The 22,965-nt window shown below is 72.5% G+C and carries 18 protein-coding genes; 14 read left to right on the forward strand and 4 right to left on the reverse strand.

The features are described 5' to 3' along the window. The first annotated feature begins 4 nt into the window (after positions 1-4). Complete coding sequence (locus HHX37_RS04395; protein WP_182884556.1) at positions 5-1,150, forward strand: hypothetical protein; 1,146 nt, start codon at positions 5-7, stop codon at positions 1,148-1,150. Next, a complete protein-coding gene (locus tag HHX37_RS04400) occupies positions 1,147-2,904 on the forward strand; it encodes a WecB/TagA/CpsF family glycosyltransferase (RefSeq protein ID WP_182884557.1) in 1,758 nt (585 codons plus the stop codon). The genes HHX37_RS04395 and HHX37_RS04400 overlap by 4 nt, the downstream gene beginning before the upstream one ends. A 29-nt stretch (positions 2,905-2,933) precedes the next feature. Here HHX37_RS04400 and HHX37_RS04405 read toward each other — a convergent pair whose 3' ends face one another. Beyond that, positions 2,934-3,779 carry a glycosyltransferase gene (locus tag HHX37_RS04405; protein ID WP_220499699.1) on the reverse strand — a complete coding sequence of 282 codons (846 nt, stop codon included), beginning with the start codon at positions 3,777-3,779 and terminating at the stop codon, positions 2,934-2,936. A 35-nt stretch (positions 3,780-3,814) separates the two neighbouring features. Between HHX37_RS04405 and HHX37_RS04410 the strand changes: the two genes are divergently transcribed. The 11 genes from HHX37_RS04410 (at position 3,815) to HHX37_RS04460 (ending at position 18,608) form a co-directional block, all read left to right on the forward strand. Next, on the forward strand, positions 3,815-4,414 hold the full coding sequence (locus HHX37_RS04410) for an acyltransferase (protein WP_182884558.1): 600 nt from the start codon (positions 3,815-3,817) through the stop codon (positions 4,412-4,414). 115 nt (positions 4,415-4,529) lie between these two features. Then, a complete protein-coding gene (locus tag HHX37_RS04415) occupies positions 4,530-5,543 on the forward strand; it encodes a TolB family protein (RefSeq protein ID WP_182884559.1) in 1,014 nt (337 codons plus the stop codon). Positions 5,544-5,937: 394 nt separating this feature from the next. Beyond that, a complete protein-coding gene (locus HHX37_RS04420) occupies positions 5,938-9,654 on the forward strand; it encodes a DUF4082 domain-containing protein (protein ID WP_182872795.1) in 3,717 nt (1,238 codons plus the stop codon). Positions 9,655-9,723: 69 nt separating this feature from the next. Then, positions 9,724-10,755, forward strand: a complete 1,032-nt coding sequence (locus tag HHX37_RS04425; RefSeq protein ID WP_111700626.1) for a Gfo/Idh/MocA family protein — start codon at positions 9,724-9,726, stop codon at positions 10,753-10,755. Between the two features lie 48 nt (positions 10,756-10,803). Further along, complete coding sequence (locus tag HHX37_RS04430) at positions 10,804-11,796, forward strand: NAD-dependent epimerase/dehydratase family protein (RefSeq protein WP_182872794.1); 993 nt, start codon at positions 10,804-10,806, stop codon at positions 11,794-11,796. Then, complete coding sequence (locus HHX37_RS37550; RefSeq protein ID WP_182872793.1) at positions 11,793-12,974, forward strand: glycosyltransferase; 1,182 nt, start codon at positions 11,793-11,795, stop codon at positions 12,972-12,974. Before HHX37_RS04430 ends, HHX37_RS37550 begins: the two co-directional genes overlap by 4 nt. After that, positions 12,971-14,101, forward strand: a complete 1,131-nt coding sequence (locus HHX37_RS04440) for a DegT/DnrJ/EryC1/StrS family aminotransferase (protein ID WP_220501354.1) — start codon at positions 12,971-12,973, stop codon at positions 14,099-14,101. Before HHX37_RS37550 ends, HHX37_RS04440 begins: the two co-directional genes overlap by 4 nt. Then, entirely contained in the window at positions 14,098-15,351 is a 1,254-nt protein-coding gene (locus HHX37_RS04445; protein WP_182884560.1) for a glycosyltransferase family 4 protein, read from the forward strand. The genes HHX37_RS04440 and HHX37_RS04445 overlap by 4 nt, the downstream gene beginning before the upstream one ends. Beyond that, entirely contained in the window at positions 15,348-16,826 is a 1,479-nt protein-coding gene (locus tag HHX37_RS04450; protein WP_220502560.1) for an oligosaccharide flippase family protein, read from the forward strand. Before HHX37_RS04445 ends, HHX37_RS04450 begins: the two co-directional genes overlap by 4 nt. Continuing rightward, the gene (locus HHX37_RS04455) at positions 16,823-17,476 is read left to right on the forward strand and encodes an acetyltransferase (protein ID WP_220501352.1); all 654 of its coding nucleotides are present in this window, start codon (positions 16,823-16,825) and stop codon (positions 17,474-17,476) included. The genes HHX37_RS04450 and HHX37_RS04455 overlap by 4 nt, the downstream gene beginning before the upstream one ends. A 25-nt stretch (positions 17,477-17,501) precedes the next feature. Further along, positions 17,502-18,608: a DegT/DnrJ/EryC1/StrS family aminotransferase gene (locus HHX37_RS04460; RefSeq protein WP_220502561.1), complete on the forward strand. Its 1,107-nt coding sequence runs from the start codon at positions 17,502-17,504 to the stop codon at positions 18,606-18,608. 32 nt (positions 18,609-18,640) lie between these two features. Here the strand turns inward: HHX37_RS04460 and HHX37_RS04465 are convergent, their stop codons facing one another. Genes HHX37_RS04465 through HHX37_RS04475 form a run of 3 tightly spaced genes read right to left on the reverse strand, consistent with a single transcriptional unit; the run spans position 18,641 to position 22,034 of the window. Further along, on the reverse strand, positions 18,641-19,669 hold the full coding sequence (locus HHX37_RS04465; RefSeq protein ID WP_182884562.1) for a glycosyltransferase family 4 protein: 1,029 nt from the start codon (positions 19,667-19,669) through the stop codon (positions 18,641-18,643). Then, entirely contained in the window at positions 19,644-21,080 is a 1,437-nt protein-coding gene (locus HHX37_RS37555) for an O-antigen ligase family protein (RefSeq protein WP_182884563.1), read from the reverse strand. The genes HHX37_RS04465 and HHX37_RS37555 overlap by 26 nt, the downstream gene beginning before the upstream one ends. A gap of 39 nt (positions 21,081-21,119) precedes the next feature. Next, positions 21,120-22,034 (reverse strand): hypothetical protein, encoded by a 915-nt coding sequence (locus HHX37_RS04475; RefSeq protein ID WP_182884564.1) that lies wholly within the window; start codon positions 22,032-22,034, stop codon positions 21,120-21,122. 252 nt (positions 22,035-22,286) lie between these two features. Here HHX37_RS04475 and HHX37_RS04480 point away from each other — a divergent pair, with 252 nt between their 5' ends. Next, positions 22,287-22,961, forward strand: coding sequence for a hypothetical protein (locus HHX37_RS04480; RefSeq protein WP_133305989.1), 675 nt, complete (start codon positions 22,287-22,289; stop codon positions 22,959-22,961). Positions 22,962-22,965 lie beyond the last annotated feature (4 nt).

Consider the following 22,965-nt stretch of genomic DNA (forward strand, 5'->3'; position numbering starts at 1 on the left):
AGCTGTGACCCGTCTCGATCGGCTCCGCGCCGCCGACCCCGCCGCCGCCGACCTCGTCGACCGCATGGTCGCCCTGTCGATCCGCGGGCTTCCTCCGGGCTACTCCGACGGAGAGTTCGTGTTCACCCGCCGCGGCCGGCGCGGGCCTGACGGACGGTGGACGGCGGTGCCGGAGGGGCGCAGCGTCAGGTACAGCGCCATCGTCGCGCTCGGCGTCGCGGCCCTGCCGGAGGACGGGCAGCGCGCCGCGCTCGCCGGCGACACCGCCCTCGATCTGACCGGGCACCTGGTCAAGCGCCTGCCGGAGGTGACCGGACTCGGCGACGTGGCGCTGATCTGCTGGGCCGCGGCCGAGAGCGGGCACGGCGATCTCGGCCTCGCCCTCGCCCGGCTGGCCGAGGTCGAGGACGCCCTCGACGGACCGGTCCCGACGGTCGAGGCCGCGTGGGCCCTCTCCGCGCTGGCCGCGGCGACGGCGGCCGGGGAGACCTCCGGCCTCGGCGAACGCCTCCGGAAGGCTCGCGGACGCCTCCTTGCGGGGCTCGGCGAGGACCGGCTCTACCGTCACGTGATCGGGTCCGCGCCCTGGTATCGGGCTCATGTCGGCTGCTTCGCCGACCAGGTCTACCCGCTGCAGGCCCTCGCCCGGCTGCACGTCGTGAGCGGCGGCGACCCGGAGGCGCTCGCCGCCGCCGAACGCGTGGCGGCGGGCATCTGCGGGGTCCAGGGACCGCAGGGCCAGTGGTGGTGGCACTACGACGCCCGTACGGGTGAGGTGGTCGAGGGCTACCCGGTGTACAGCGTCCACCAGCTGTCCATGGCGCCGATGGCGCTGCTCGACCTCGCGGACGCGGGCGGCACGTCGCACCTCGACGCGATCCGCCTGGGGCTGGGCTGGATGACCGAGCGACCGGAGACCGGCGAGGAACTGATCGTCGAAGAGCTCGGCCTGACCTGGCGCAAGGCCGCCCGGGAGGATCCGCGCAAACTCGTCAGAGGCGTACGCGCGATGTCCACGGCGGTCAGCAGGGGCACGCGGATCGGCGTGCTCGACAGGGTCTATCCGCCCGTGGCGGTCGACCACGAGTGCCGGCCGTACGAGCTGGGGTGGCTGCTCTACGCCTGGTTGTTCGAGGAGCTCGCGAAGTGAGGGCGCCCGCCGTGGTCTTCGGGACGCCGATCGATCCGCTCACGCTGCGGGACGCGGTCGAGCGGTGCGTGTCCGCCGTCGACACGCGCTCGTTCCTGTCGATCGGCATGGTGAACGCTGCGAAGCTCGTGCACATGCGGGCCCAGCCGGAACTGCGGCGGTCCGTCGTCCAGTGCGACATGATCCTGGCCGACGGGCAGGCGGTCGTGTGGGCCGCCCGGCTGCTCGGCCGGTCCCTGCCGGAGCGGGTGGCCGGCATCGACCTGTTCACGTCACTGCTCGGGGAGAGCGAGCGCCGCGGCCACCGGGTGTTCTTCCTCGGAGCGACCCGCGAGGTGCTCGACGCGTTGCTCGCGGAGATCCGCCGGCGCCACCCCGGTCTGGTCGTGGCCGGAGCCAGGGACGGCTACTTCTCGGACGAGGAGGCGGGCGCCGTGGCCGAGGAGATCCGCGCGGCGGGCACCGACCTGCTCTTCCTCGGCATGTCGTCGCCCAGGAAGGAGAGGTTCGTCGAGGCCTGGGGCGAACGCACCGGCGCCTGCGTGGTGCATGGCGTGGGCGGCTCCTTCGACGTGCTGGCAGGGGTCGTCAGGCGGGCTCCCCTCGCCTGGCAGCGGGCCGGGCTGGAGTGGCTCTACCGGCTGCTCCAGGAGCCCCGGCGACTAGGGCCGCGCTATCTCCGCACGAACGGGGCGTTCATCCGCATGACCGCGCTGGAGCGGATGAGGGGGGCGAGCGCCGCGGCGCCGAGGCCCGCCCGGCCGGATCTGGGCGTTTCGGTGATCGTGGTGACCTACCGCAGCGCGGGTTATGTGACCGGTTGCCTGAAAGCCGTGGACAGGGCGCTCGAACACGCGCGCGGCGAGGGGATCACGGGAGAGCTCGTCGTCGTGGACAACGCCTCCGGCGACGACACGGTGGACGTGGTGCGGGGGGCGGCGCCCGGCGCCCGCATCGTGGCCCGCGAGGAGAACGACGGCTTCGCCGGGGGGTGCCACGCCGGCGCCCGGATCGCGCGGGGCGGGCATCTGCTGTTCGTCAACCCCGACGCGGAGCTGGAGCCCGGCGCGGTCATCGCGCTGCTCGACGCGGCGCGGCGGCACCCCCACGCCGGGATCATCGGCGGCAGATGCGTCACCGAGAGCGGGGAGAGCGACCCGCGCTCGTGGTGGGGCCGGCCGACGCTGTGGTCGGCGCTCTGCTTCGGCCTGGGCCTGAGCACGGCCTTCCCCGGCCACCGGCTCCTCGACCCCGAGACGCCCCGGCCGTGGGCCGCCCCGGTGCCGGGCGGCGCTCCGGAGGAGTCGCGCGTGCCGATCGTCACGGGGGCGATGATGCTGGTGGACCGGCATGCCTGGGACGAGCTCGGCGGGTTCGACCGCGCGTTCTTCATGTACGGCGAGGACGCCGACCTCTGCCTGCGGGCGGCGCGGCTGGGCTACCGCCCGATGGTCACCTCCACGGCGGCGTTCGTGCACCCGGGCGGCCTCTCGTCGAGCAGTCTGCGCAAGCAGGTCATGCTGCACACAGGGAAGGTCACCCTGATCCGGCGGCACTTCACGCCGGGCACGCGGTGGGCGGCGGTCCTGCTGCTGAAGTCGGGGGTGCTCCTGCGGGCGGTGCTGAGCAGATGGATGAGTCCGCCCGACGCGGCCAGGCAGGGGCGTCCCACGTCGCGCCGGGACGACTGGCGCGCGCTGTGGGCCGCCAGGGCGCAGTGGACGCGGGGATGGCCGTCCCGATCGCCGTCATGACCGGCCTCCGCGACGCCGGCGGGACGGCGTCAGCGACTGCTGTCGTCCCTGAGCCAGGTGGTGAAGTCCCCGCGCCGTACGGCTCGACGGGCACGCGTGCGGGCGAGCAGGGTCACCGCGAGGAACACGGCGAGGTGGGGGACCAGCCGGGGGGAGCGGGCCATGCCCACGAGGTCGCGCACCCCGGTCCGCGCCGTCCGCCCGCCCGGACTCCCGTCCAGCTCCGCCACTCCGGTCACCGCCCGGACCCGACGGCGGATCAGGTCGCCGAGGGTGCGCGGCGGGTGGACCACGACCCTCGCCGTCCCCGTCACCGCCCGCTCGTGCGGCTGGAACGCCAGGGAGGCCGCCAGGTCGTCGGCCATGACGGAGGGGAGGGCGTCGAGCCGCGCCTGGCCCTCCTCGCCGACGGCGATGACACCCCGGCCGAACAGTCCCGCCCGCACCTCGGGCAGGCGGCTCCAGACGGCGTAGTAGGAACGCACCGGCCAGGGCCGGTCCGCCAGCGGGAGCGCGCGCTCGGGTGCCGTGGCGAGGACGCCGTCGGCCCTCAGCGTGGCGCACATCGCCCGCGCGTCGGTCGTGCCGAGCTCGACGTCCGCGTCCACGTAGAGGATCGGGAAGACACCGGCCGCGGCGGCGCCCATGCGCAGCGCCTCGCGCTTGGACGGCACGGGCGTCTCCAGCACGCGGACCCCCGGGAAGCCGCGGGCGACGTCGGCGGTGCCGTCCGTGCACCCGTTGGCGACCACGACGACGTCCATCTCGCCCGGCTCGGCGTCACGGAGCAGCCCGGAGAGCAGCCGCCCGATCACGGTGGCCTCGTTGTGCGCCGGGACGACGACGGTCATGGCGGCCGGGGCGGTCTCGGTCATGGACCGGATTATTCACCGAACACCCGAGGAGTGGCATGACTACCGAGGAACCCGTTATCGCCCCTTCGGCGGACGTCGACCCGAGCGCGGCGATCGGCAGGGGGACCCGGGTCTGGCATCTCGCGCAGGTCCGCGAGAAGGCGCGGATAGGCGTCTCCTGCATCCTCGGGCGGGGGGCGTACGTCGGCCCCGGCGTCGTGCTGGGCGACAACGTGAAGGTCCAGAACTACGCGCTCGTCTACGAGCCCGCGGTGCTGGAGGACGGCGTCTTCATCGGCCCGGCGGCCGTGCTGACCAACGACCTCTACCCGCGCTCGGCCGACCTGACCGGACGGCTCAAGCGCGACGGGGACTGGGAGGCCCGCGGCGTCCAGGTGCGGGAGGGGGCGGCCGTCGGAGCGCGGGCCGTGATCGTCGCCGGACGGACGATCGGCCGGTACGCGCTGGTCGCCGCCGGCGCGGTGGTGACCCGGGACGTGCCCGACTTCGCGCTGGTCGCGGGCAACCCGGCGCGGCGGATCGGGTGGGTCGGGCGAGCGGGCCGGCCGCTCACGCCGTCCTCGGACGGCGGATGGGTCTGTCCGGAGACGGGCGAGCGGTACGTGGAGGACGCGGGGCTGCTCGCCCTCGCCTGAAACAGGCGGCAGAAAGCGCCCGATCAGCACTGAAACAGCCCTGGCGGCCGTCGGGCAGGGCACGGCGAGCGCTTCGAGACGCCGGATGCCAGGGGCGGAAAGCGGAGAAGTGACGATGAGCACGCGGACGCGTCTGGTGGCCTTGGCGGCCGCGGCGGTCCTTCTGGCGGTCGCGGCGTGGGTCTACACGGCCAACGCGGCGAAGCGGGTGCGGCAGGAGACGACGGCGGCCGCGGCGTCCTCCCGGCCCGGCCGGGTCGACCTCGACGGGCCCGGCCGGTTGGTGTTCGTGACCGCCGGGGCGGGTGGCGGAAAGGTGGCCTCCACCGGCCTGCCGTCCGGTCCGGTCCCCGCGGACGGACCCCGGGAGGTGTCGGGGCTGGAGTGCGTGCGTTTCTACACGGCGGCCGGCTCGGGCGTCTGCCTGACGGCGGTGCGCTCGGCGGTGGCCAGGTTCTACGCGGTCATGGTGGACGCCCGGCTGCGGGAGACGCGGCGGATCGAGCTGCCGGGGGCGCCGAGCCGCGCCCGCGTGTCGCCGACCGGCCGCATGGTCTCCTGGACGGTCTTCGTCAACGGGGACTCCTACGCCGGCCTTGGCTTCTCGACCCGCACCGGCGTCCTCGACACCAGGACCGGCGCCCTCGTCGAGAACCTGGAGGCGTTCACGCTGGTGATGAAGGGCAAGGTGCACCGGCCGGCCGACCTGAACTACTGGGGGGTCACCTTCGACCACGACGACAACCGCTTCTATGCGACGGTGTCGACCGGGGGCTCCACCTACCTGGTGCGGGGTGACTTCGCGAGGCGCCGGATGGAGACGGTGCGGGAGAACGTCGAGTGCCCGTCGCTGTCCCCGGACGGGACGCGGGTCGTCTACAAGAAGCGGGTCGCCGACGGCACCGCGATCTGGCGGCTGCACGTCCTCGATCTGCGCAGCGGACGCGACGTCGAACTGGCCGAGACCGCCTCCGTCGACGACCAGGCGGCCTGGCTCGACGACCACGACGTGATGTACGCACGGGTACGCGGCGAGAACACCACCGACGTCTACACCGTGCCCGCCGACGGCTCCGGGACGCCCCGCCCGCTCCTGCGCGACGCCCGTTCCCCCGCGGTGGCGGGGTGAGCGATGGATCGATCCATCTGGTCCCTCAAGCCGGTAAACCAATGTGGTTCAGGTGACGTCGATTATGTGGGTTTTCTCTGGTGTACGTCCGGCGTCCGATGCGCCTGCGGCACCTACTTTGTAAGGAACGTCAATGAGACTTCGAGTCGCCATCCTCGGCGCGCTGTTCGCCGTGTTCGCGATTCCCGTTCCGGCGCAGGCCGCGGGGGCCTGCGGCCCAGGTGGAAACGCGATTACCTGCGAAAATGAGATTTCGGGGACATCTCCGGACGAATGGGATTCAGAGCGCGATACATCCGACGGATCCACTATTGAGGGATATTCCGACCAATTCAGCGTCGCCTCCGGCGCCACGGTCAACTTCAAGATCCGTACGAGCGCCACGGCGTTCACGGTGAAGATTTACCGGCTCGGCTACTACCAGGGCAACGGCGCGCGGTTCGTCACGGAGCTGACGCCGAACGTCGCCGTCGCCCGGGCCAACCCGGCCACCTGCCCCACCAACGACACCACCGGTCTCACCGAGTGCTCCTGGAACACCGCGGCGAGCTGGGTGGTCCCGTCCGGCCAGATCTCGGGCATCTACTTCGCCCATCTCGTGCGTACGGACGGCACGACCGACGGCAACAAGATCGTGTTCGTGGTGCGTGACGACGCCAGCACCAGCGCCCTGCTCTTCAAGACCTCCGACACCACCTGGCAGGCGTACAACGACTGGGGCGGCAACAGCCTGTACGGCGGCAGTGCCAACACGGCCACGGGCCGCGCCGTCAAGGTGAGCTACAACCGCCCGTTCCACAACCGTGTCGGCACGACCGCCCGGGACTACCTGTTCAACGCCGAGTACCCGATGGTCCGCTTCCTGGAGCGCAACGGGTACGACATCAGTTACGTCGGCAGCATGGACGTGGCCCGTAACCCCGGCGCGCTGCTGCACCACAAGACCCTGCTGTCGGTCGGCCACGACGAGTACTGGTCGGGGGCCGAGCGCGACGCCTTCACCGCGGCCAGGGACGCCGGGGTCAACCTCGCGTTCTTCAGTGGCAACGAGGTCTTCTGGAAGACCCGGTGGGAGAACGGCGCCGGCGACGCCCCGTACCGGACGCTGGTCAGCTACAAGGAAACCCACGACAACGCGAAGACCGACCAGTCCGGGACCTGGACGGGCACCTGGCGCGATCCGCGCTTCAGCCCGCCGGCCGACGGCGGCAAGCCGGAGAACAGCCTCACCGGCACGTTGTGGACGGTCAACTGCTGCACCTACGCCATGACCGTCCCCGCCGCCGACGGCAGGCTGCGGCTCTGGCGCAACACGAACCTGGCCACTCGCGCCCTGCTCGGTCAGCCCACGACGCTGCCCGACGGCACGCTCGGATACGAGTGGGACGAGGACGTGGACAACGGGTCGCGCCCCGCCGGTCTGTTCCGCATGTCGAGCACGACGGTGGACGTCCCGGCGAAGATCCAGGACTGGGGCACGAACGTGGCGGCCGGCACCGCCACCCACAGTCTGACGATGTACCGCGCGGCGAGCGGAGCCCTCGTGTTCGGCGCGGGCACCGTCCAGTGGGCGTGGGGCCTCGACGCCGAGCACGACGGCGACACCCCGGCCGCCGACCCGAACATGCAGCAGGCCACGGTCAACGTCCTGGCCGACATGGGCGTGCAGCCCGCCTCGCTGATGCCGGACCTCGACGCGGCCGCCGCGTCGTCCGACCACACCGCCCCGACGTCGACGATCACCAGTCCGCTGCTCAACGCGTCGCTGAACAGCGGCGCCACGGTGACCGTCACCGGGACCGCGTCCGACTCGGGCGGCGGCAGGGTCGGCGGCGTGGAGGTCTCCACCGACGGCGGCGCCACGTGGCATCCCGCGAACGGCCGTGAGAGCTGGTCCTACACCTGGACGGCCACCGGGTCCGGCACGGTGAACATCAAGAGCCGGGCGGTCGACGACAGCGCCAACCTGGAGACGCCCGGCGCCGGGCGCAACGTGACCGTCAAGTGCCCGTGCAGCCTCTACCCGCCCTCCTACGTCCCGTCGGTTCCGACGGGCACCGACACCTCGGCCCTGGAGCTCGGCGTGAAGTTCCGCCCGTCGGTCAACGGCTGGGTCACCGGCGTCAGGTTCTACAAGGGCACGGGCAACAGCGGGACCCACACGGGCTCCCTGTGGAAGACCGACGGAACGCTCCTCGCCACCGGCACGTTCGTCAACGAGACCGCGACCGGATGGCAGACGCTGGTCTTCCCCGGCGCCGTCACCGTGACCGCGGGCACCACCTACGTCGCCTCCTACTACGCGCCGGTGGGGCGTTACTCCTCGACCCCCGGAGCCTTCTGGGGCCAGTCGTACTCCCGGGCGCCGCTGACCGCGCCCAGCACCGCGGAGGCCGACGGCAACGGCGTCTACCGGGTGGGCGCCGGATTCCCCAACAGCTCCTACCGGGGCGGTGACTACGGCGTGGACGTCGTGTTCGCCACCCAGGACACGTTCCCGCCGAGCGTCGTCAACGCGACGCCGTACGCCGGCTCCTCCAGCGTGCCGACGAACGCGACCCCGACGATCACGTTCAACGAGCCGATCCAGAGCGGCTTCGGGACGCTCACGGTCAAGGGCCCGGGCGGTGTCACGATCCCCGGCACGGCGGCACTCGACGGCTCGGCCGCAAAGCTGACCTTCACCCCGTCGGGGGCGCTCGCCGCGAACACCGGCTACACCGTGGCCGTCAGCGGGACCAAGGACACGGCGGGCAACACCATGCAGGGGACCTACAGCTTCACCTTCGTCACGGCGAAGGCGACGCTGCCCCCCGGGCAGTGCCCCTGCTCCATCTGGGACGACCTCGCCCTTCCCGCGACGGCGAGCACGAACGACCCCAGCGAGGTGGAGCTCGGCGTGAAGTTCCGGGCCTCCGTCGACGGCCTTGTCACCGGCATCCGCTTCTACAAGGGCGTGGCGAACACCGGCACCCACATCGGGACTCTGTGGTCGGCCGCGGGCACCGCCCTCGCCTCGGCCACCTTCAACAACGAGTCGACCCTCGGCTGGCAGGAGGTGACCTTCTCCTCGCCGGTGCCGGTCACCGAGGGCACCACCTACGTCGCGTCGTACCACACCATGGCCGGCAACTACGCGGTGACGAGTTCCGGGCTGTCCTCGGCCGTCACCCGGGGGCCGCTCACGGCGCTGGGCAACGGCCAGGACGGGGGCAACGGCGTGTACGCCTACGGCTCCCGGCGGTTCCCCACCGGGTCGTGGGGGGCCTCGAACTACTGGGTCGACGTGGTGTTCTCGGTGCCGCCGGACGTCGCCGCGCCGACCGTCTCGCGCAAGGCGCCGTCCGACGCCGCCACCGGCGTCCCGGCCTCCACCGCCATCAAGGCGACCTTCAGCGAGGCCGTGCAGACCGGCACCCCGGTGATCACGGTGGAGGGGCCGGGCGGCGTGCTGGTCAGCGGCGGCGCCTCGCTCGACCCGACCAGGAAGGTGCTCACCTTCACACCGGCCGCCGCCCTCGGCGACGGCAAGCAGTACACGGTGCGGGTGAGCGGAGCCAAGGACGACGCGGGCAACACCATGGTGCAGACCCAGTGGTCGTTCACGACGACCGGCACCTGCCCGTGCTCCATCTGGGAGAGTGACGCCGTTCCCGGCAACGTGGCCGAGAACGACGCCTCGGGGATCGAGGTGGGCGTCAAGTTCCGGTCCGACGTGGCCGGAGAGATCACCGGGATCCGCTTCTACAAGGGCCCGGGCAACACTGGAACGCACATCGGCAGCCTGTGGGCGGCCGACGGCACGCTCCTCGCCACCGGCACCTTCTCCACCGAGACGTCCGGCGGCTGGCAGACGCTGGTGTTCACCACCCCGGTGCCGATCGCCGCCGGCACGACGTACGTCGCGTCCTACTACGCGCCGAACGGCCACTACTCGGGAGACGGGGGTTACTTCAACTCCGGTCCCGCCGTCAACGGCCACCTGACCGCGCTCGCCAACGGCGGCGGATCGGCCGGAAACGGCGTGTACGCCTACGGCGGCGCGTCCCAGTTCCCGCAGAACACCTACAACGGCGCCAACTACTGGGTCGACGTCGTCTTCCACCCCTAGGCAGAGGCGGCGGGCCGTGCCGGGAAGCGGCGCGGCCCGCCGCCCTGTGTCTCGACAGAAGGGACAACAGTGTCTTCACCGATCGGGCTGGCCGTCATCGGCGCCGGGTACTGGGGGCCGAACCTGGTCCGCAACGCGCAGGCGACGCCCGCACTGCGGCTGGAGTGGCTCTGCGACCTGGACCTCGGCCGAGCCCGGTCGGTGCTCGGGTCCTACTCCACGGTGCGGGCCACCGCGTCCGTCGAGCAGGTGCTCGCGGACCCGTCCGTGGCCGCCGTCGCCATCGCGACCCCGGCGGCCACCCACTTCGAACTCGTTCGTGCCGCGCTCGAAGCCGGCAAGCACGTGCTGGTGGAGAAGCCCCTCACACCGGACGCGGAGGAGGCGGGCAAACTGGTCGAGCTGGCCGAGGAATCGGGCCTGGCACTCATGCTCGACCACACCTACTGCTACACCCCCGCCGTCCGGCACATCCGTGAGCTGGTCCGCGGCGGCGGCGTGGGCGACGTCCAGTTCATCGACTCGGTCCGCATCAACCTCGGGCTGGTCCAGCCCGACGTGGACGTCCTGTGGGATCTCGCGCCCCACGACCTGTCCATCCTCGACTTCGTCCTCCCCGACGACGTGCGGCCGATCGCGGTGGCGACGCACGGCGCGGATCCGATCGGAGCGGGCCGCACCTGCGTGGCCTACCTGACCCTCTGGCTGTCCACCGGGAGCATCGCCCACATCCACGTCAACTGGCTGAGTCCCACGAAGATCCGGACGATGGTGCTCGGCGGTTCGCGCCGCACGGTCGTCTGGGACGACCTGAACCCCTCCCAGCGGGTCGGCGTCTACGACCGGGGCGTGGACCGGCGGCCCGGCGAGCTCGGCCCCGACGAGCGCCACCGTGCCCTCATCTCCTACCGGCTGGGTGACATCCATGTGCCGGCCCTGCCCGAAGGCGAGGCCCTGCGCGGGGTGATGAGCGAGTTCGCGAGCGCCATCGCCGAGGGCCGGGCGCCGCTGACCGACGGACGTTCCGGGCTGCGGATCCTGCGTTTGCTGGAAGCGGCGTCCCGCAGCCTCAACAATGGTGGCGTACGGGTCGAACTGTGATCATCCCCCGTCCCCACTCGGTGATCCGACCAATCGAATGAGGAGTCAATGACACACGCGTACCCGGCACTGACCGGCAGCCGATGCCTCGTCACCGGAGGTGCGGGAACGATCGGATCGGCCGTCGCCGACCAGCTCGCGCGGGCCGGAGCCGGCGAGATCGTCGTCCTGGACAACCTCGTCCGCGGCCGCAGGGAGAACCTGGCGCAGGCGGACGGGGCGGTGCGCCTGGTCGAAGGCGACATCCTGGACCGGGACCTGGTCAGGAGCCTCACCGAGGGCGTGGACTACGTCTTCCACCTGGCGGCCATCCGCATCACCCAGTGCGTGGAGGAGCCCCGCCTGGCCAACGACGTCCTGGTCAACGGCACGCTCAACGTGGTCGAGGCGGCGGTGGACGCGGGCGTGCGCAAGGTCGTGGCCTCCTCCTCCGCCTCCGTCTACGGCCTGGCCGAGGCCTTCCCCACCTCGGAGAACCACCACCCGTACGACAACGACACGCTCTACGGCGCGGCGAAGCTGTACAACGAGGGCATGCTGCGCAGCTTCCGGGCCACGCGCGGCCTCGACTACGTGGCGCTGCGGTACTTCAACGTCTACGGCCCCCGCATGGACGTCCACGGGCTCTACACGGAAGTGCTCATCCGGTGGATGGAGCGGATCGCCGGAGGGCAGCCGCCGCTGATCCTCGGCGACGGCAAGCAGACGATGGACTTCGTCTACACCGAGGACATCGCGAGAGCCAATCTGGCCGCGGCGGCGGCCGACGTGAGCGGCGAGGTCTTCAACATCGCCGGCGGCACCGAGATCAGCCTGACCGGCCTCGCCGAGGCCCTGCTCCGCGTGATGGGCAGCGACCTGCGGCCGGAGTACGGGCCGCCGCGCCAGGTGAACAACGTCACGCGGCGGCTCGCCGACATCTCCCGCGCGGTGGAGCTCCTGGGCTGGAAGCCGGAGATCGGCCTGGAGGAAGGGCTCTCCCGCCTCGTCGCCTGGTGGCGGGAGGCGACGGCCGCGGCGGCGGGTGGCCGGGCGCGGTGAGCGAAGGGCTCCTCGTCTACTTCGCGGGAAGCCACTACGACGGCTCCGTGGCGGGGACGGACCGCCACATCGCCGACCGCCTGGCCACCGGACGCGACGTGCTCTACGTCAACCCGCCCGTCGCGGTCGCGGCCCGCAGGCGGAGGCCGGAGCTGGCGGGCACGCTGGCACGCCCGCCGCTGGACGCGGCGGGTCCCGGCCTGACCCTGCTCACCGTCCGGGTGCCGCCCGCGCGCACCCGGCCGGGCGTCTACCCGCTCGGCGTCGCGCTGACCCGCCGTGCGGTACGGCGGGCGCTGCGCGGCCTGGGACGGCGGGCCGACGCGGTGATCGCCGCGAACTACGACGACGTCCTCGGCACGGCCGAGGGCGCTCGCACCCTGTTCTACGCCACCGACGACCTGGTGGCCGGCGCCCCGATGATGGGACTGCCGGTGCGGACCATGATCAAAGCCGAGGCGCGGCAACTGCGCAAGGCGGACGCGGTCGCGGTGGTCAGCCCGGCGCTGCGCGACCGGTTCGCCGCGCTCGGGCGGGCCGCCGAGCTGGTCCCGAACGGCTGCGACGTGGCCGCCTACGCGGATGTGGACGACGCGCCGCCTCCCCCGGACGTGCCCTTCACTCCGGCGGACGGCCCGGTCGCGGGGTTCGTGGGCAACATCAACGAGCGGACCGACATCGCGTTCCTGGAGGCGGTGGCCGCCGCCGGACCGCTGCTCCTCGTCGGCCCCCGGAAGCCGGGCTTCGCCCCCGGCCGGTTCGACGAGCTGATCCGGCGGCCCACCGTCCGATGGGTGGGGCACAAGCCCTTCGGGGAGCTTCCGTCCTATCTGCGGATGATCGACGTGGGGCTGACGCCGTACGCCGACACCCCGTTCAACCAGGCCAGCTTTCCGCTGAAGACGCTGGAGTACCTGGCGGCGGGCCGCGCGGTCGTCTCCTCCGAACTGCCGGCCACCGCGCTGCTGCGGAGCGAGCCGGACGGCCGCGAGCTGATCAGGACGGCCCGCTCGCCGGAGGAGTTCGCCCGGGCCGTCGCGGAGGCGGCGCGGGAGCCGCGCACCCCCGGCCTGGCCGGGCGCCGCAGGGCCTTCGCCGCGCGGCACGACTGGTCGCAACGCGCCCTGGCGCTGGCCGGGCTGCTCGACAACGAGACGAGGGAGGTGTCACGGGCGTGATACCCGTGATGAAGCCGTGGTTCGGGCCGGAGGAGGCGGCCGCGGTCGCCGCGGCGGTGGAGTCCGGCTGGGTGGCACAGGGGCCGAGGGTCGCGGAGTTCGAGGCGGCGTTCGCGGCGAGGATGAGCGCCGCCCACGGCGTCGCCCTGTCCTCCTGCACGACCGCGCTCCACCTCGCACTGCTGCTCGCCGGGGTGGAGGAGGGCGACGAGGTCGTCGTGCCCTCGCTCTCCTTCATCGCGACGGCCAACGCCGTCCGCTACCTCCGCGCGGTTCCCGTCTTCGCGGACGTCGAGCCGACCACCGCCAACCTCACCCCGGAGACCGTGGAGGCGGCCCTGACCGGCCGTACCCGCGCGGTGATCCTGGTGCACCAGGCGGGCACTCCGGCGGACGCCGACGCGGTGCGCGCGGTCTGCGAGCCGCGGGGGATCGCCGTCGTCGAGGACGCCGCGTGCGCCGCGGGCTCGGTCTACAAGGGCCGTCCGGTCGGCGCGGACGCGCTGGTGGCCGCGTGGTCGTTCCACCCGCGCAAGCTCCTCACCACCGGCGAGGGCGGGATGATCACCACGGAGAACGGGGAGTGGGCGGCCCGCGCCAGGCGGTTGCGCGAGCACGGCATGAGCGTCAGCGCGGCCGACAGGCACGCCGCCGGCGCCACCCCCATCCTGGAGCAGTACCTGGAGACCGGCTTCAACTACCGCATGACCGACATGCAGGCCGCGCTGGGCCTGGTCCAGCTGGCCAAGCTCGACGCGATGGTCGCCCGCCGCAGGTCGCTGGCCGCCCGCTACCACGACCTGCTGAGCGACATCCCGGGCCTGTACGCGATCCGCGACCCGCGGCACGGCGAGACCAACTACCAGGGCTTCTGGGTCCTGCCGCCCGAGGACTTCCCGGTCGGCCGCGACGAACTGCTGCGGCTCCTCGGCGAGGCGGGCGTGTCGGCCCGGCGCGGCATCATGGCGGCTCACCTGGAGCCCGCGTACGCCTCCGACGCGAAGGCCGACCTGCCGGTCACCGAGCGGCTCACCCGCGACTCGCTGATCCTGCCGCTCCACCACGACCTGACCGAGCGGGACCAGGAGGTCGTGGTGGGAGTCATCAGGGCGGCGAGCCGGGCATGAGGATCCTCGTCTACCCCCACACCATGGAGGTCGGGGGCAGCCAGCTCAACGCCATCGAGCTCGCGGCGGCCGTACGCGACCTCGGACACGAGGTCATGCTGGTGAGCGATCCCGGGCCGCTCGTCGAGCGGGTCAGGGCGGCGGGGCTGGAACACGTCGAGCTGGACCCGGCGAGGCGGCGCCCCGATCCGCCCACCATCCGGATGATCAGAAGGCTGGTCGCCGAGCGGGGCGTCGACGTCGTGCACGGATACGAGTGGCCGCCGGGGCTGGAGGCGTACTTCGCCACGTTCGGCAGGTCGCCCGCCGCGGCCGTGTGCACGGTGATGTCCGCCGGCGTCGCGCCGTTCCTGCCCCCCGAGCTGCCGCTCGTCGTGGGTACGGAGGAACTGCGGGAGCTGGAGGCCGGGCGCCGCCGGTACGTGCGTCTCATCGAGCCGCCGGTGGACGTCGTCGCCAACGCGCCCGGCGTCCCCTCCGGGGAGTTCACCGCCCGCTTCGGGCTGGGGGACGACCGGCTCAACGTCGTCGTGGTGTGCCGCCTCGTGCCGGAGCTCAAGCTGGAGGGCCTGCTGACGGCCGTCGACGTCGTGGGCCGCCTGGCCGCCGAACTGCCGGTCCGGCTGGTCGTCGTCGGCGACGGCGCGGCCCGCGACCAGGTGGAGCGGCGGGCCGCCGAGGCCAACGCCAGGGCGGGTGAGCGGGTCGTCGTGCTGACCGGCGAGCTGTTCGACCCCCGACCGGCGTACGCGTGCGGCGCGGTCGCGATCGGCATGGGCGGGTCGGCGCTGCGCGCCCTCGCCTTCGGCTGCCCGCTCGTCGTGCAGGGCGAGGCGGGGTTCTTCGAGACGCTCACCCCGCGGACCGTCGACCGTTTCCTCGCCGGCGGCTGGTACGGCCTCGGGAACGGCGCCGCCGAGGGCCCTCGCAGGCTGGAGGAGGCGCTTCGCCCGCTGCTGACGGACGCCGGGCTGCGGACCGAGCTCGGCGCCTTCGGCCGCTCGCTCGTCGTGGAGCGTTTCAGCCTCCAGAGCGCGGCCCGCGTGCAGGAGGGCGTCTACCGGGACGCGCTGACCGGGACGGGCCCGCGCGGCTCGCTGCGCTCGGCGCTCGGCTCGTCGGCGGCCGTGGTCGGCTACAAGGTGCGCCGCAAGTACGCGCGGGCGCGGGGCCGGGCGCCCGCCGACGACTTCAACGCCGTGGCCGCGGCCCGTGCCACCCCCCGGGAGCCGATGGCGGACAAGCGGTGAGCCGGTTACGGAGCATCCGGGTGCGGGACGGCGACTCTCTTTTCGGGCAGGCGTCCCGGGCCCTCGGCTGGAGCCTCGTCAACACCGTCGTGGGAAGGCTCAGCACGCTCGCCATCGGCATCGTGCTCGCCCGGCTGCTCGGGCCGGCCGAGTTCGGCACGTTCGCCGTCGCCATGGTGGCCCTGCTGGCCGTGCTGAGCTTCAACGAGCTGGGGGTGAGCCTGGCCATCGTCCGCTGGCCGGGGGACCCGAAGGAGATCGCTCCCACGGTCGCGACCATCTCCCTCGTCTCCAGCGGCCTGATCTACCTCGCCTGCTTCGCCGGCGCGCCGGCGTTCGCCGCGGCCATGGGCAATCCGCAGGCCGCACCCGTCGTGCGGCTGCTCGCCCTCAACGTGCTGGTGAGCGGGGCGGTGGCCGCCCCCGCCGCCATGCTCCAGAGATACTTCAGGCAGGACAGGAAGGCCGTCGCCGACCAGGTGAACAACTGGCTGGGCGCGCTGGTGTCGATCGCCCTCGCCCTGGCCGGATGGGGCGCGATGAGCCTCGCGGTCGGGCGCCTGGCCGGGGCCGCCGGGTCGGCCCTCCTGTACATCGGGTTCGCGCCCGGCGGGCTCCGGCTCGGGTTCGATCGCTCGGTGGCCCGCAGGCTGCTGCGGTTCGGCCTGCCGCTCGCGGGGTCGAGCATCGTCGTCTTCCTCGTCGCCAACCTCGACCAGTTCGTCGTGGGGCATCTGCTGGGGGCCACCGCCCTCGGCTTCTACGTGCTGGCCTTCAACCTGTCCAACTGGCCGGTGAGCGTGTTCTCCCAGCCGGTGCGCGGCGTGGCCCCCGCCGCCTTCGCCCGGTTGCAGCACGACCCGCCGGCCCTGCGCGGGGCGTTCACCTCCACGGCCGGGCTTCTCGTCGCGGTGACGGTGCCCGTGTGCCTGCTGCTGGCCGGGGCCGCCGGGCCGCTCGTCCGGTTCGTCTACGGCCCGGTGTGGGAGCCGGCCGCCTCCGCCCTGGTGTGGCTGGCCGTCTTCGGCGCGCTGCGGATCGCCTACGAGCTCGTCTACGACTACTTCGTGGTGCTGGCCTGCTCACGGGTGGTGTTCACCGTGCAGGTGATCTGGCTGGTCCTGCTCGCCCCGGCGCTCGTGGTCGCGGTGCGCGCGTACGGCTTCGCCGGGGCGGGCGTCGCGCACGTCGCCGTCGCGGTGCTCGTCGTGCTGCCCATCTACCTGCGCGAGCTGAGACGGGTCGGGGTCGGCGCGCTGGGCCTGGCGGCGAGCGTCGCGCCCGGCGTCGCCGGCGGCCTGCTCGCCGGGCTGGCCGCCGCGCTCATCGCCTGGCTGATCAGGATCGACGTGGTGGCCCTGCTCCTGGCGGGGTCCGTCACGCTGGCGGTGGTCGGCGCGCTCGTCTACCTGAAGAGGGGGGCGCTGCGCGGCCTGCGGGGCGCCGGCGCGGTGGCGGCGGAGGCCGCGACGTGATCCCCGAGGATCTGGTGCTCGTCGGGGCGGGGGGCTTCGCCAGGGAGACCGCCCAGCTGGCGCTGGCGTCCGCCGGCCGATGGCGGCTGCTCGGCTTCCTGGACGACGACCCGGCCCGCCACGGGACCCTCGTGGACGGCCTGCCCGTCCTCGGCGGCGTCGCCGCGCTGCCGGACCACGCCCGGCTCGTCGTCTGCACCGGCAGGCCGGACGACTACGCCAGCCGCCTCCGGATCGTGGCACGGCTCGGCCTGCCCGCCGAACGGTACGCCACCCTCGTCCACCCCACCGCCGTGGTGTCCGCCACCTCCCGGGTGGGTCCCGGATCGGTGGTGCAGGCACAGTGCGTGCTGACCGCCTCGGTCGAGGTGGGCGCCCACGTCGCGGTGATGCCCCACGTCACCCTCACCCATGACGACGTGGTGGAGGACTTCGCCACCATCGCCTCCGGCGTACGGCTGGCGGGCGGGGTGCGGATCCGCCGCGGCGCCTACCTGGGCGCCGGGGCGCTCGTCCGGGAGAGCCGTACCGTCGGGGCCTGGTCGCTCGTCGGCATGGGATCGGTCGTGACCAGGGACGTGCCCGAGGGCGAGGTGTGGGCGGGCAACCCCGCCCGGTACCTCCGCCCGGCGCCCGTGAATCCAACGTGACAGCCACATGGCAGAAGGAGCTTCTGTGATCCCGTTCGTCGACCTGCGGGCCGCTCACGAGGAGGTGGCGGAGGAGATCGACGCCGGCTTCGCCCGCGTGCTCGGCTCCACCGCCTTCATGCAGGGGCCGGACGTGGCCGCGTTCGAGGAGGAGTACGCCGCCTTCAGCGGCGTCGCGCACTGCGTCGGCGTCGCGAACGGCACCGACGCGATCGAACTCGCGCTGCGAGCGCTGGGGGCGGGACCCGGATCGGAGGTGGTCCTGCCCGCCAACACGTTCGTGGCCACCGCCGAGGCGGTGCTCAGGGCGGGGGCACGGCCGGTCCTCGTCGACGCCGAGCCGGCCCGCCTGCTGATCGACCCGGACCGGCTCGCCGCCGCGATCACCCCGAGCACCGCGGCGATCGTCCCCGTCCACCTGTACGGCCGGCTGGCCCGGATGGATCGGATCGCCGAGGTCGCCGGGGACGTTCCGGTCCTGGAGGACGCCGCCCAGTCCCAGGGCGCGACCCGCGACGGAGTCGGCTCCGGCGGATTCGGAGCCATCGCCGCCACCAGCTTCTACCCCGGCAAGAACCTCGGCGCGTACGGCGACGCGGGCGCGGTCACCACCGGCTCGGCCGAGCTGGCCAGAAGGGTGCGCCTGCTGGGCAACCACGGCAGCGTCGTGAAATACCGGCACGAGACGCTCGGCTTCAACTCACGCCTCGACACTCTCCAGGCCGTGGTGCTGCGTGCGAAGCTGCGGCGGCTCGCCGAGTGGAACGACCGGCGGCGGAGGGCGGCGGCCCGTTACGGCGAGTTGCTGGCCGACCTGGTGGACGCGGGCGTGACCCTTCCGGCCTCTCCTGAGGAGGCGCTGGGCACCGACCATGTCTGGCATCTCTACGTGATCCGGGTGCCCGACCGCGACCGCGTGCTCGCCGGTCTGCACGAGCAGGGGGTGCAGGCCCAGATCCACTACCCGGTGCCGGTGCACCTCCAGCCGGCGTTCGCGGACCTCGGGTATCGCGCGGGCGACTTCCCGGTGGCCGAGCGCGCGGCCGGAGAGATCCTCTCCCTGCCGATCTTCCCGCACATCACTCCGGAACAGCAGGAGGAGGTGGCCGGGGCGCTCCGCAAGGCGCTGTGACCTCCCGCCCGGGGCCCGGCGGCATCGGCCGCTCAGGCGGCGGTGACGACTTCGAGCGCCTGCCGGGCGGCCCGGTCCCAGCTGAACCACTCCACGGTCGCGGCGGCGTCCTTCCGGCACCGGGCGTAGAGCCCGTCGTCGTCCAGGATCCCGGCGATCGTCTCCGCCAGCTCGGCCGGGTCGTCGCCGCGGACCAGGCCGCCGTTCTCACCCGGGCGGATGATCTCCGGCATGGCGAAGGCGTCGCGGCCCACGCACGGGACGCCCCGGGCGAGGGCCTCGGCGAAGACGATCCCGAAGGCCTCCAGATGTGACGGCATGACGAACAGGTCGTGCTCGTCCCACAGCGCGGCGACCTCGGCGGGGGGCAGCTGCCCGAGGAACCGGACGCCCTCCGGCGGCTCGCCGGGCAACGGCCAGGCGGGGGGTCCCGCCACGGTGAGGGTGAGGGACGGGTCGAAGTCGCGGCGCAGCAGCCGGGTGGCCGCGACCACCAGCGCTCCCGCCTTGCGCCGGAAGTCACCGCCCACGAACAGCAGCCGCCGCCGGGGCCGTTCCCGTTCGGGCAGGGGACGGGAGGGGTCGCCCACGGACGTGATGCCCGGATGCACGACATGTACCTTTCCGGCGGGCAGCCCGGTCACCTCCACGAGCGTCCGGGCGAACCAGGAGCTCATCGCCAGCACCCCCGTCGCGCGCGCGTAGATGTCGAGCTGGCGCTCGCGCCTGCGGCGCATCATGCCGGGCGAGATGTTGGGCAGCACGGCGTGCCGGTTGTCCGGGTCGTGCACGCTGAGCAGCGCGTCGTAGCTCAGGTCCTGGTAGAGGAAGAAAGGCGCCGGCAGCGGCGCGATGTCCTGGATCTGCAGGACCGCCTCGCAGTCCGAGCCCCGCAGCGAGCGCAGCAGCGCCCTGCGGCAGTACTCGTCGGTGATCCTCGAGTACTTCCACGTCGTGGCCAGCCGGCCGTGGCGGGGCCGTACGTGGGCGGCGCGCAGGGCGGTGCGGACCGTCCTCGGGATCTCCACACCGAGATCAACCAGGTCGGTCCGTTCGCGCATCGCCGCGCGCAGGTTCCAGGGAGTGTACGACCAGGTCCTGCGGGGATCCTCGTCCCACAAGCAGGCGAAGCCAACGCGGGGATACGGCGACATACGCGCCTCCATACGGGTCGGTGATGCGCCACAGCGCGCCCGCGCAGCCGATCAGCAGGAAGGCGGAGCTGACGGCGACGGGGAAGGAGAAGGCGTCGAACGTGCCGCACGTCACCGCGAACACCGCGATGCCCGCCGCGAGGGCCTGGCCGAGATGACGGGTCGGCGCGTCCGCGGACTTGCGTCGCGAGCGGCGTGCGACGGTCCACCCGCACACGAAGATGAGCAGCACGGCCGACAGCCCGAACGCGCCCGTCTCCACCAGCGTCGCGAGGTACTGGTTGTCCAGGATCCGGTAGACGTGGGGCAGGAAGGTGCCGACACCACGGCCGAACAAGGGGTGCTGGGAGAAGTACTCGGCCACCGCCGCGTAGTCGTCGGTGCGCGCGGTGGCGCTGGAGTCCTCGTTCATCCCGAGGAACATCCGCTTGAACGTCCCCAGCAGGCCGGGCACCGCCACGCCCATGACGCCCGTGAACATCAGCAGGGCCACGTAGGCGGCGTGCCGCCACGCTCTCGGCCAGGTGGGCATGAGGACGGCGAACGTGACGGCCATGCCGAGCACCGCGGTCCGGGACACGGTCAGCGGGATGGCCACCGCGAGCGCCGCAACACAGAAACGGTTGGACCAGCGCTTCGCGGCCGGGCCGTACAGCATGGTGTGGAGGGCGAGCGGCAGCGCCATCGCGAGGGTCGCGGAGAACTCGATCGGGTGGATCGTGGTCGAGGTCGGCCGGTTGAAGCCGTCGCGGTTGTACAGCGAGATGAAGGTCCCGTTCACCTTGAGCCCGGGAAACGCCAGATACTGCGACAGGTCGAACGCCGTGGCGAACTGGACGATCCCCACGATGGCCACGAACGTCGCCCCCATGACGAACCTGCGCAGCAGCACGTCGAGGCGCTCGCGGTTCGGGATTCCGTCGGCGGCCAGCAGGGCGATGCCACACCAGCCGATCACGGGCAGCAGCGACGTGTTGGCCGCCTGCAGCTCCGCCGGGGAGATCGGCCGGGTCGTGGCCGCCACGAAGCTGGCCAGGATGGCGCACACGTAGACGAAGATCGAGGTCCTGACCGGCTGCCGCCCCCGCAGCGGCGTGGAGCGCTCCGTGAAGATCGACGCGCAGTACCAGCCGAACGCCACCGCGGCGATGAGGATCGCGGGGGTGCCTGCGGAGCCGAGCGGGCCCACCACGTATCGCGACGGGATCAGCACGAGCGCCACGACCAGCAGGCTGAGCACGGTCACGGCGTCCACGGAGAAGGGCAGCCGCCGACGCGGCGCCTCGTCGTCGAGAACCGGCTCGGAAAGGTCGCTCACGCCGTCGACCGCACCGTTGACCATGCCTTCCGCCGCGCCCTAGGGGTATCTTCTCGTGTTCCGGCCATCGTCGGTCTCCCTCGGCCAGGCCGTGTCGTTCCGGTCGCCGGCCGGGTTCCCGTCGGGATTCGGGCGGGGGGTTCTGCGCGTGCCCCGGGTCCTGCTCCGGCTCGAACCCTGCCCGTCCCTCCTTGGGCGAGCCGGCTCCGGCAGATTCCCGCTCGCCGGCGGGCGGGCGGGGGCGGCCGCCGCGGGCGGCCAGACGTGGACGGCCGTGGGCGCGTCGTCGTCCAGCCGGAGCCGTTTCGGCGCGAGCCCGCCGTTCGGGTCCGGGACGCGCTTGGGCTGGATCGGCCGGCGCGGGTTCTTGATCGACTCGATGATCAGCGGCGCGCCGACCGTCAGCATGAGACCGACCGCGAGTACTCCCACCAGCGACCGGATCTTCGACGTCGCCACCCGCTCCGGCTTCTTGCTCTTGGTGAGCACCGAGAGCCGGACCTGGGATATGGAGCTGTTGGTCTTCTGGAGGTCGTCGAGCGCGGCGGGGATCCTCTTGAGGATCGCCTCCATGGTCGCCTGCGCCATGGCGGGGTCGCTGTGGGTGACGGTCACCTTGAGCAGGGGGGCGCGGCTGTCGGGCGGGATCTGCGTCTCGTACGTACCGGTGAGACCATGCTGCGCGAGGTCCTGCGCGGTGAGCTCGTCGTCGACCGCGCGGCCGACCAGTTCCGCGGTGATCGAAAGGGACCCGTCGAAGGCCAGGTACGGGTTGCCACCGGTGTTCTTCTCGGCGATCTGCCTCGACGTGAGGAACACGACGGTCCCCGAGGACTCGTAGGTCCAGGGCAGCAGAAGGTACCCCGCCGTCACGGCCGCGATCGTGAGCACCAGCAGGGGAATCGTGATCGTCCATCGGCGCGCGAGGACGAACACGGCCTCCATCAGGTCCACCGGACCTCCATCAACTTCCACCCCGCGTGAATAGTCGTGACGCCGGTGTGCTCATGCGGGCGGTACCGGACGGGCCGTCCCTGGACCGCCGGACCGTTCCCAGGTAAACGGACCCACAAAGTGTCCCCTACGACAGGAGGTTCCGCCAGCCGGGCCGGGGAAGCGCGCGCCCTGATTCGCGATGCGCCCCGAGTCGCGTGGTGCAACAATGGCACGTTCAGACGGTCCCTTGCACCCCGCTTGGAGCGTTCCGTGACTATTCGCCACATATTCAGGGCGATTTTCCGGCATCCGCTGGTGGTGCTGTTCGTCATCGTCGCGATCGGCGGCCCCGGATTCTATGTCACGGAGCTGGCCCCCGCTTCCTACCAGGCGCACAGCGTGGTTTCCGTGGTGCGGCAGGGCGAGGAGACCAAGTTCACCTCCAGCACGATCGGCACGGCCGAACTGCTGGCGGCGTCCTTCGACGACGACAGGTCCCGGGACGAGGTGGCCAGGGCGGGCGGGCGCGCGGACTACCGGGTCGTGATGGACAACCAGGGCAGCGAGGAGGTGCCGACCCACGACCAGCCGTACATCGTGCTCGACACCTTCGCTCCCGCGGCCGCCGAGGCGGAGAAGGCGATGACCGTGCTGGTCCGGGCGATGCGGGTCAGGCTGGCGTCCTGGCAGATGTCCGCGGGCGCCGACGACGACTACTACCTTCTCCGACTGAAGAACGTGGCGAGCACCCGGAAGGCCGTCGAGGTGCCCAGGCACACCAAACAGGCCGCCGCCGTCCTCGCTCTGCTGGTAGTCATGGTCGTGGTGAAGAGCGCAGTGGTGGCGGACCGGGTGCTCGCCTCCCGGCGAAGCTGGCTCCGGTTGCGCAGAGCGCCGGCGCCGGCGGCGGCACCGCCGCCGCGGGCTCCCGTACCGTCGCGATGAAGGG

The sequence above is a fragment of the Microbispora sp. H10885 genome, assembly GCF_014161415.1.
Taxonomy (GTDB): Bacteria; Actinomycetota; Actinomycetes; order Streptosporangiales; family Streptosporangiaceae; genus Microbispora; species Microbispora triticiradicis.

Excerpts from the sequence above, each read along its gene's own strand:
- HHX37_RS04405 (WP_220499699.1), bottom strand. The coding sequence starts at position 3,779 with ATGACCGAGACCGCCCCGGCCGCCATGACCGTCGTCGTCCCGGCGCAC.
- HHX37_RS04410 (WP_182884558.1), top strand. The coding sequence starts at position 3,815 with ATGACTACCGAGGAACCCGTTATCGCCCCTTCGGCGGACGTCGACCCG.
- HHX37_RS04415 (WP_182884559.1), top strand. The coding sequence starts at position 4,530 with ATGAGCACGCGGACGCGTCTGGTGGCCTTGGCGGCCGCGGCGGTCCTT.
- HHX37_RS04430 (WP_182872794.1), top strand. The coding sequence starts at position 10,804 with ATGACACACGCGTACCCGGCACTGACCGGCAGCCGATGCCTCGTCACC.
- HHX37_RS04445 (WP_182884560.1), top strand. The coding sequence starts at position 14,098 with ATGAGGATCCTCGTCTACCCCCACACCATGGAGGTCGGGGGCAGCCAG.
- HHX37_RS04465 (WP_182884562.1), bottom strand. The coding sequence starts at position 19,669 with ATGCGCGAACGGACCGACCTGGTTGATCTCGGTGTGGAGATCCCGAGG.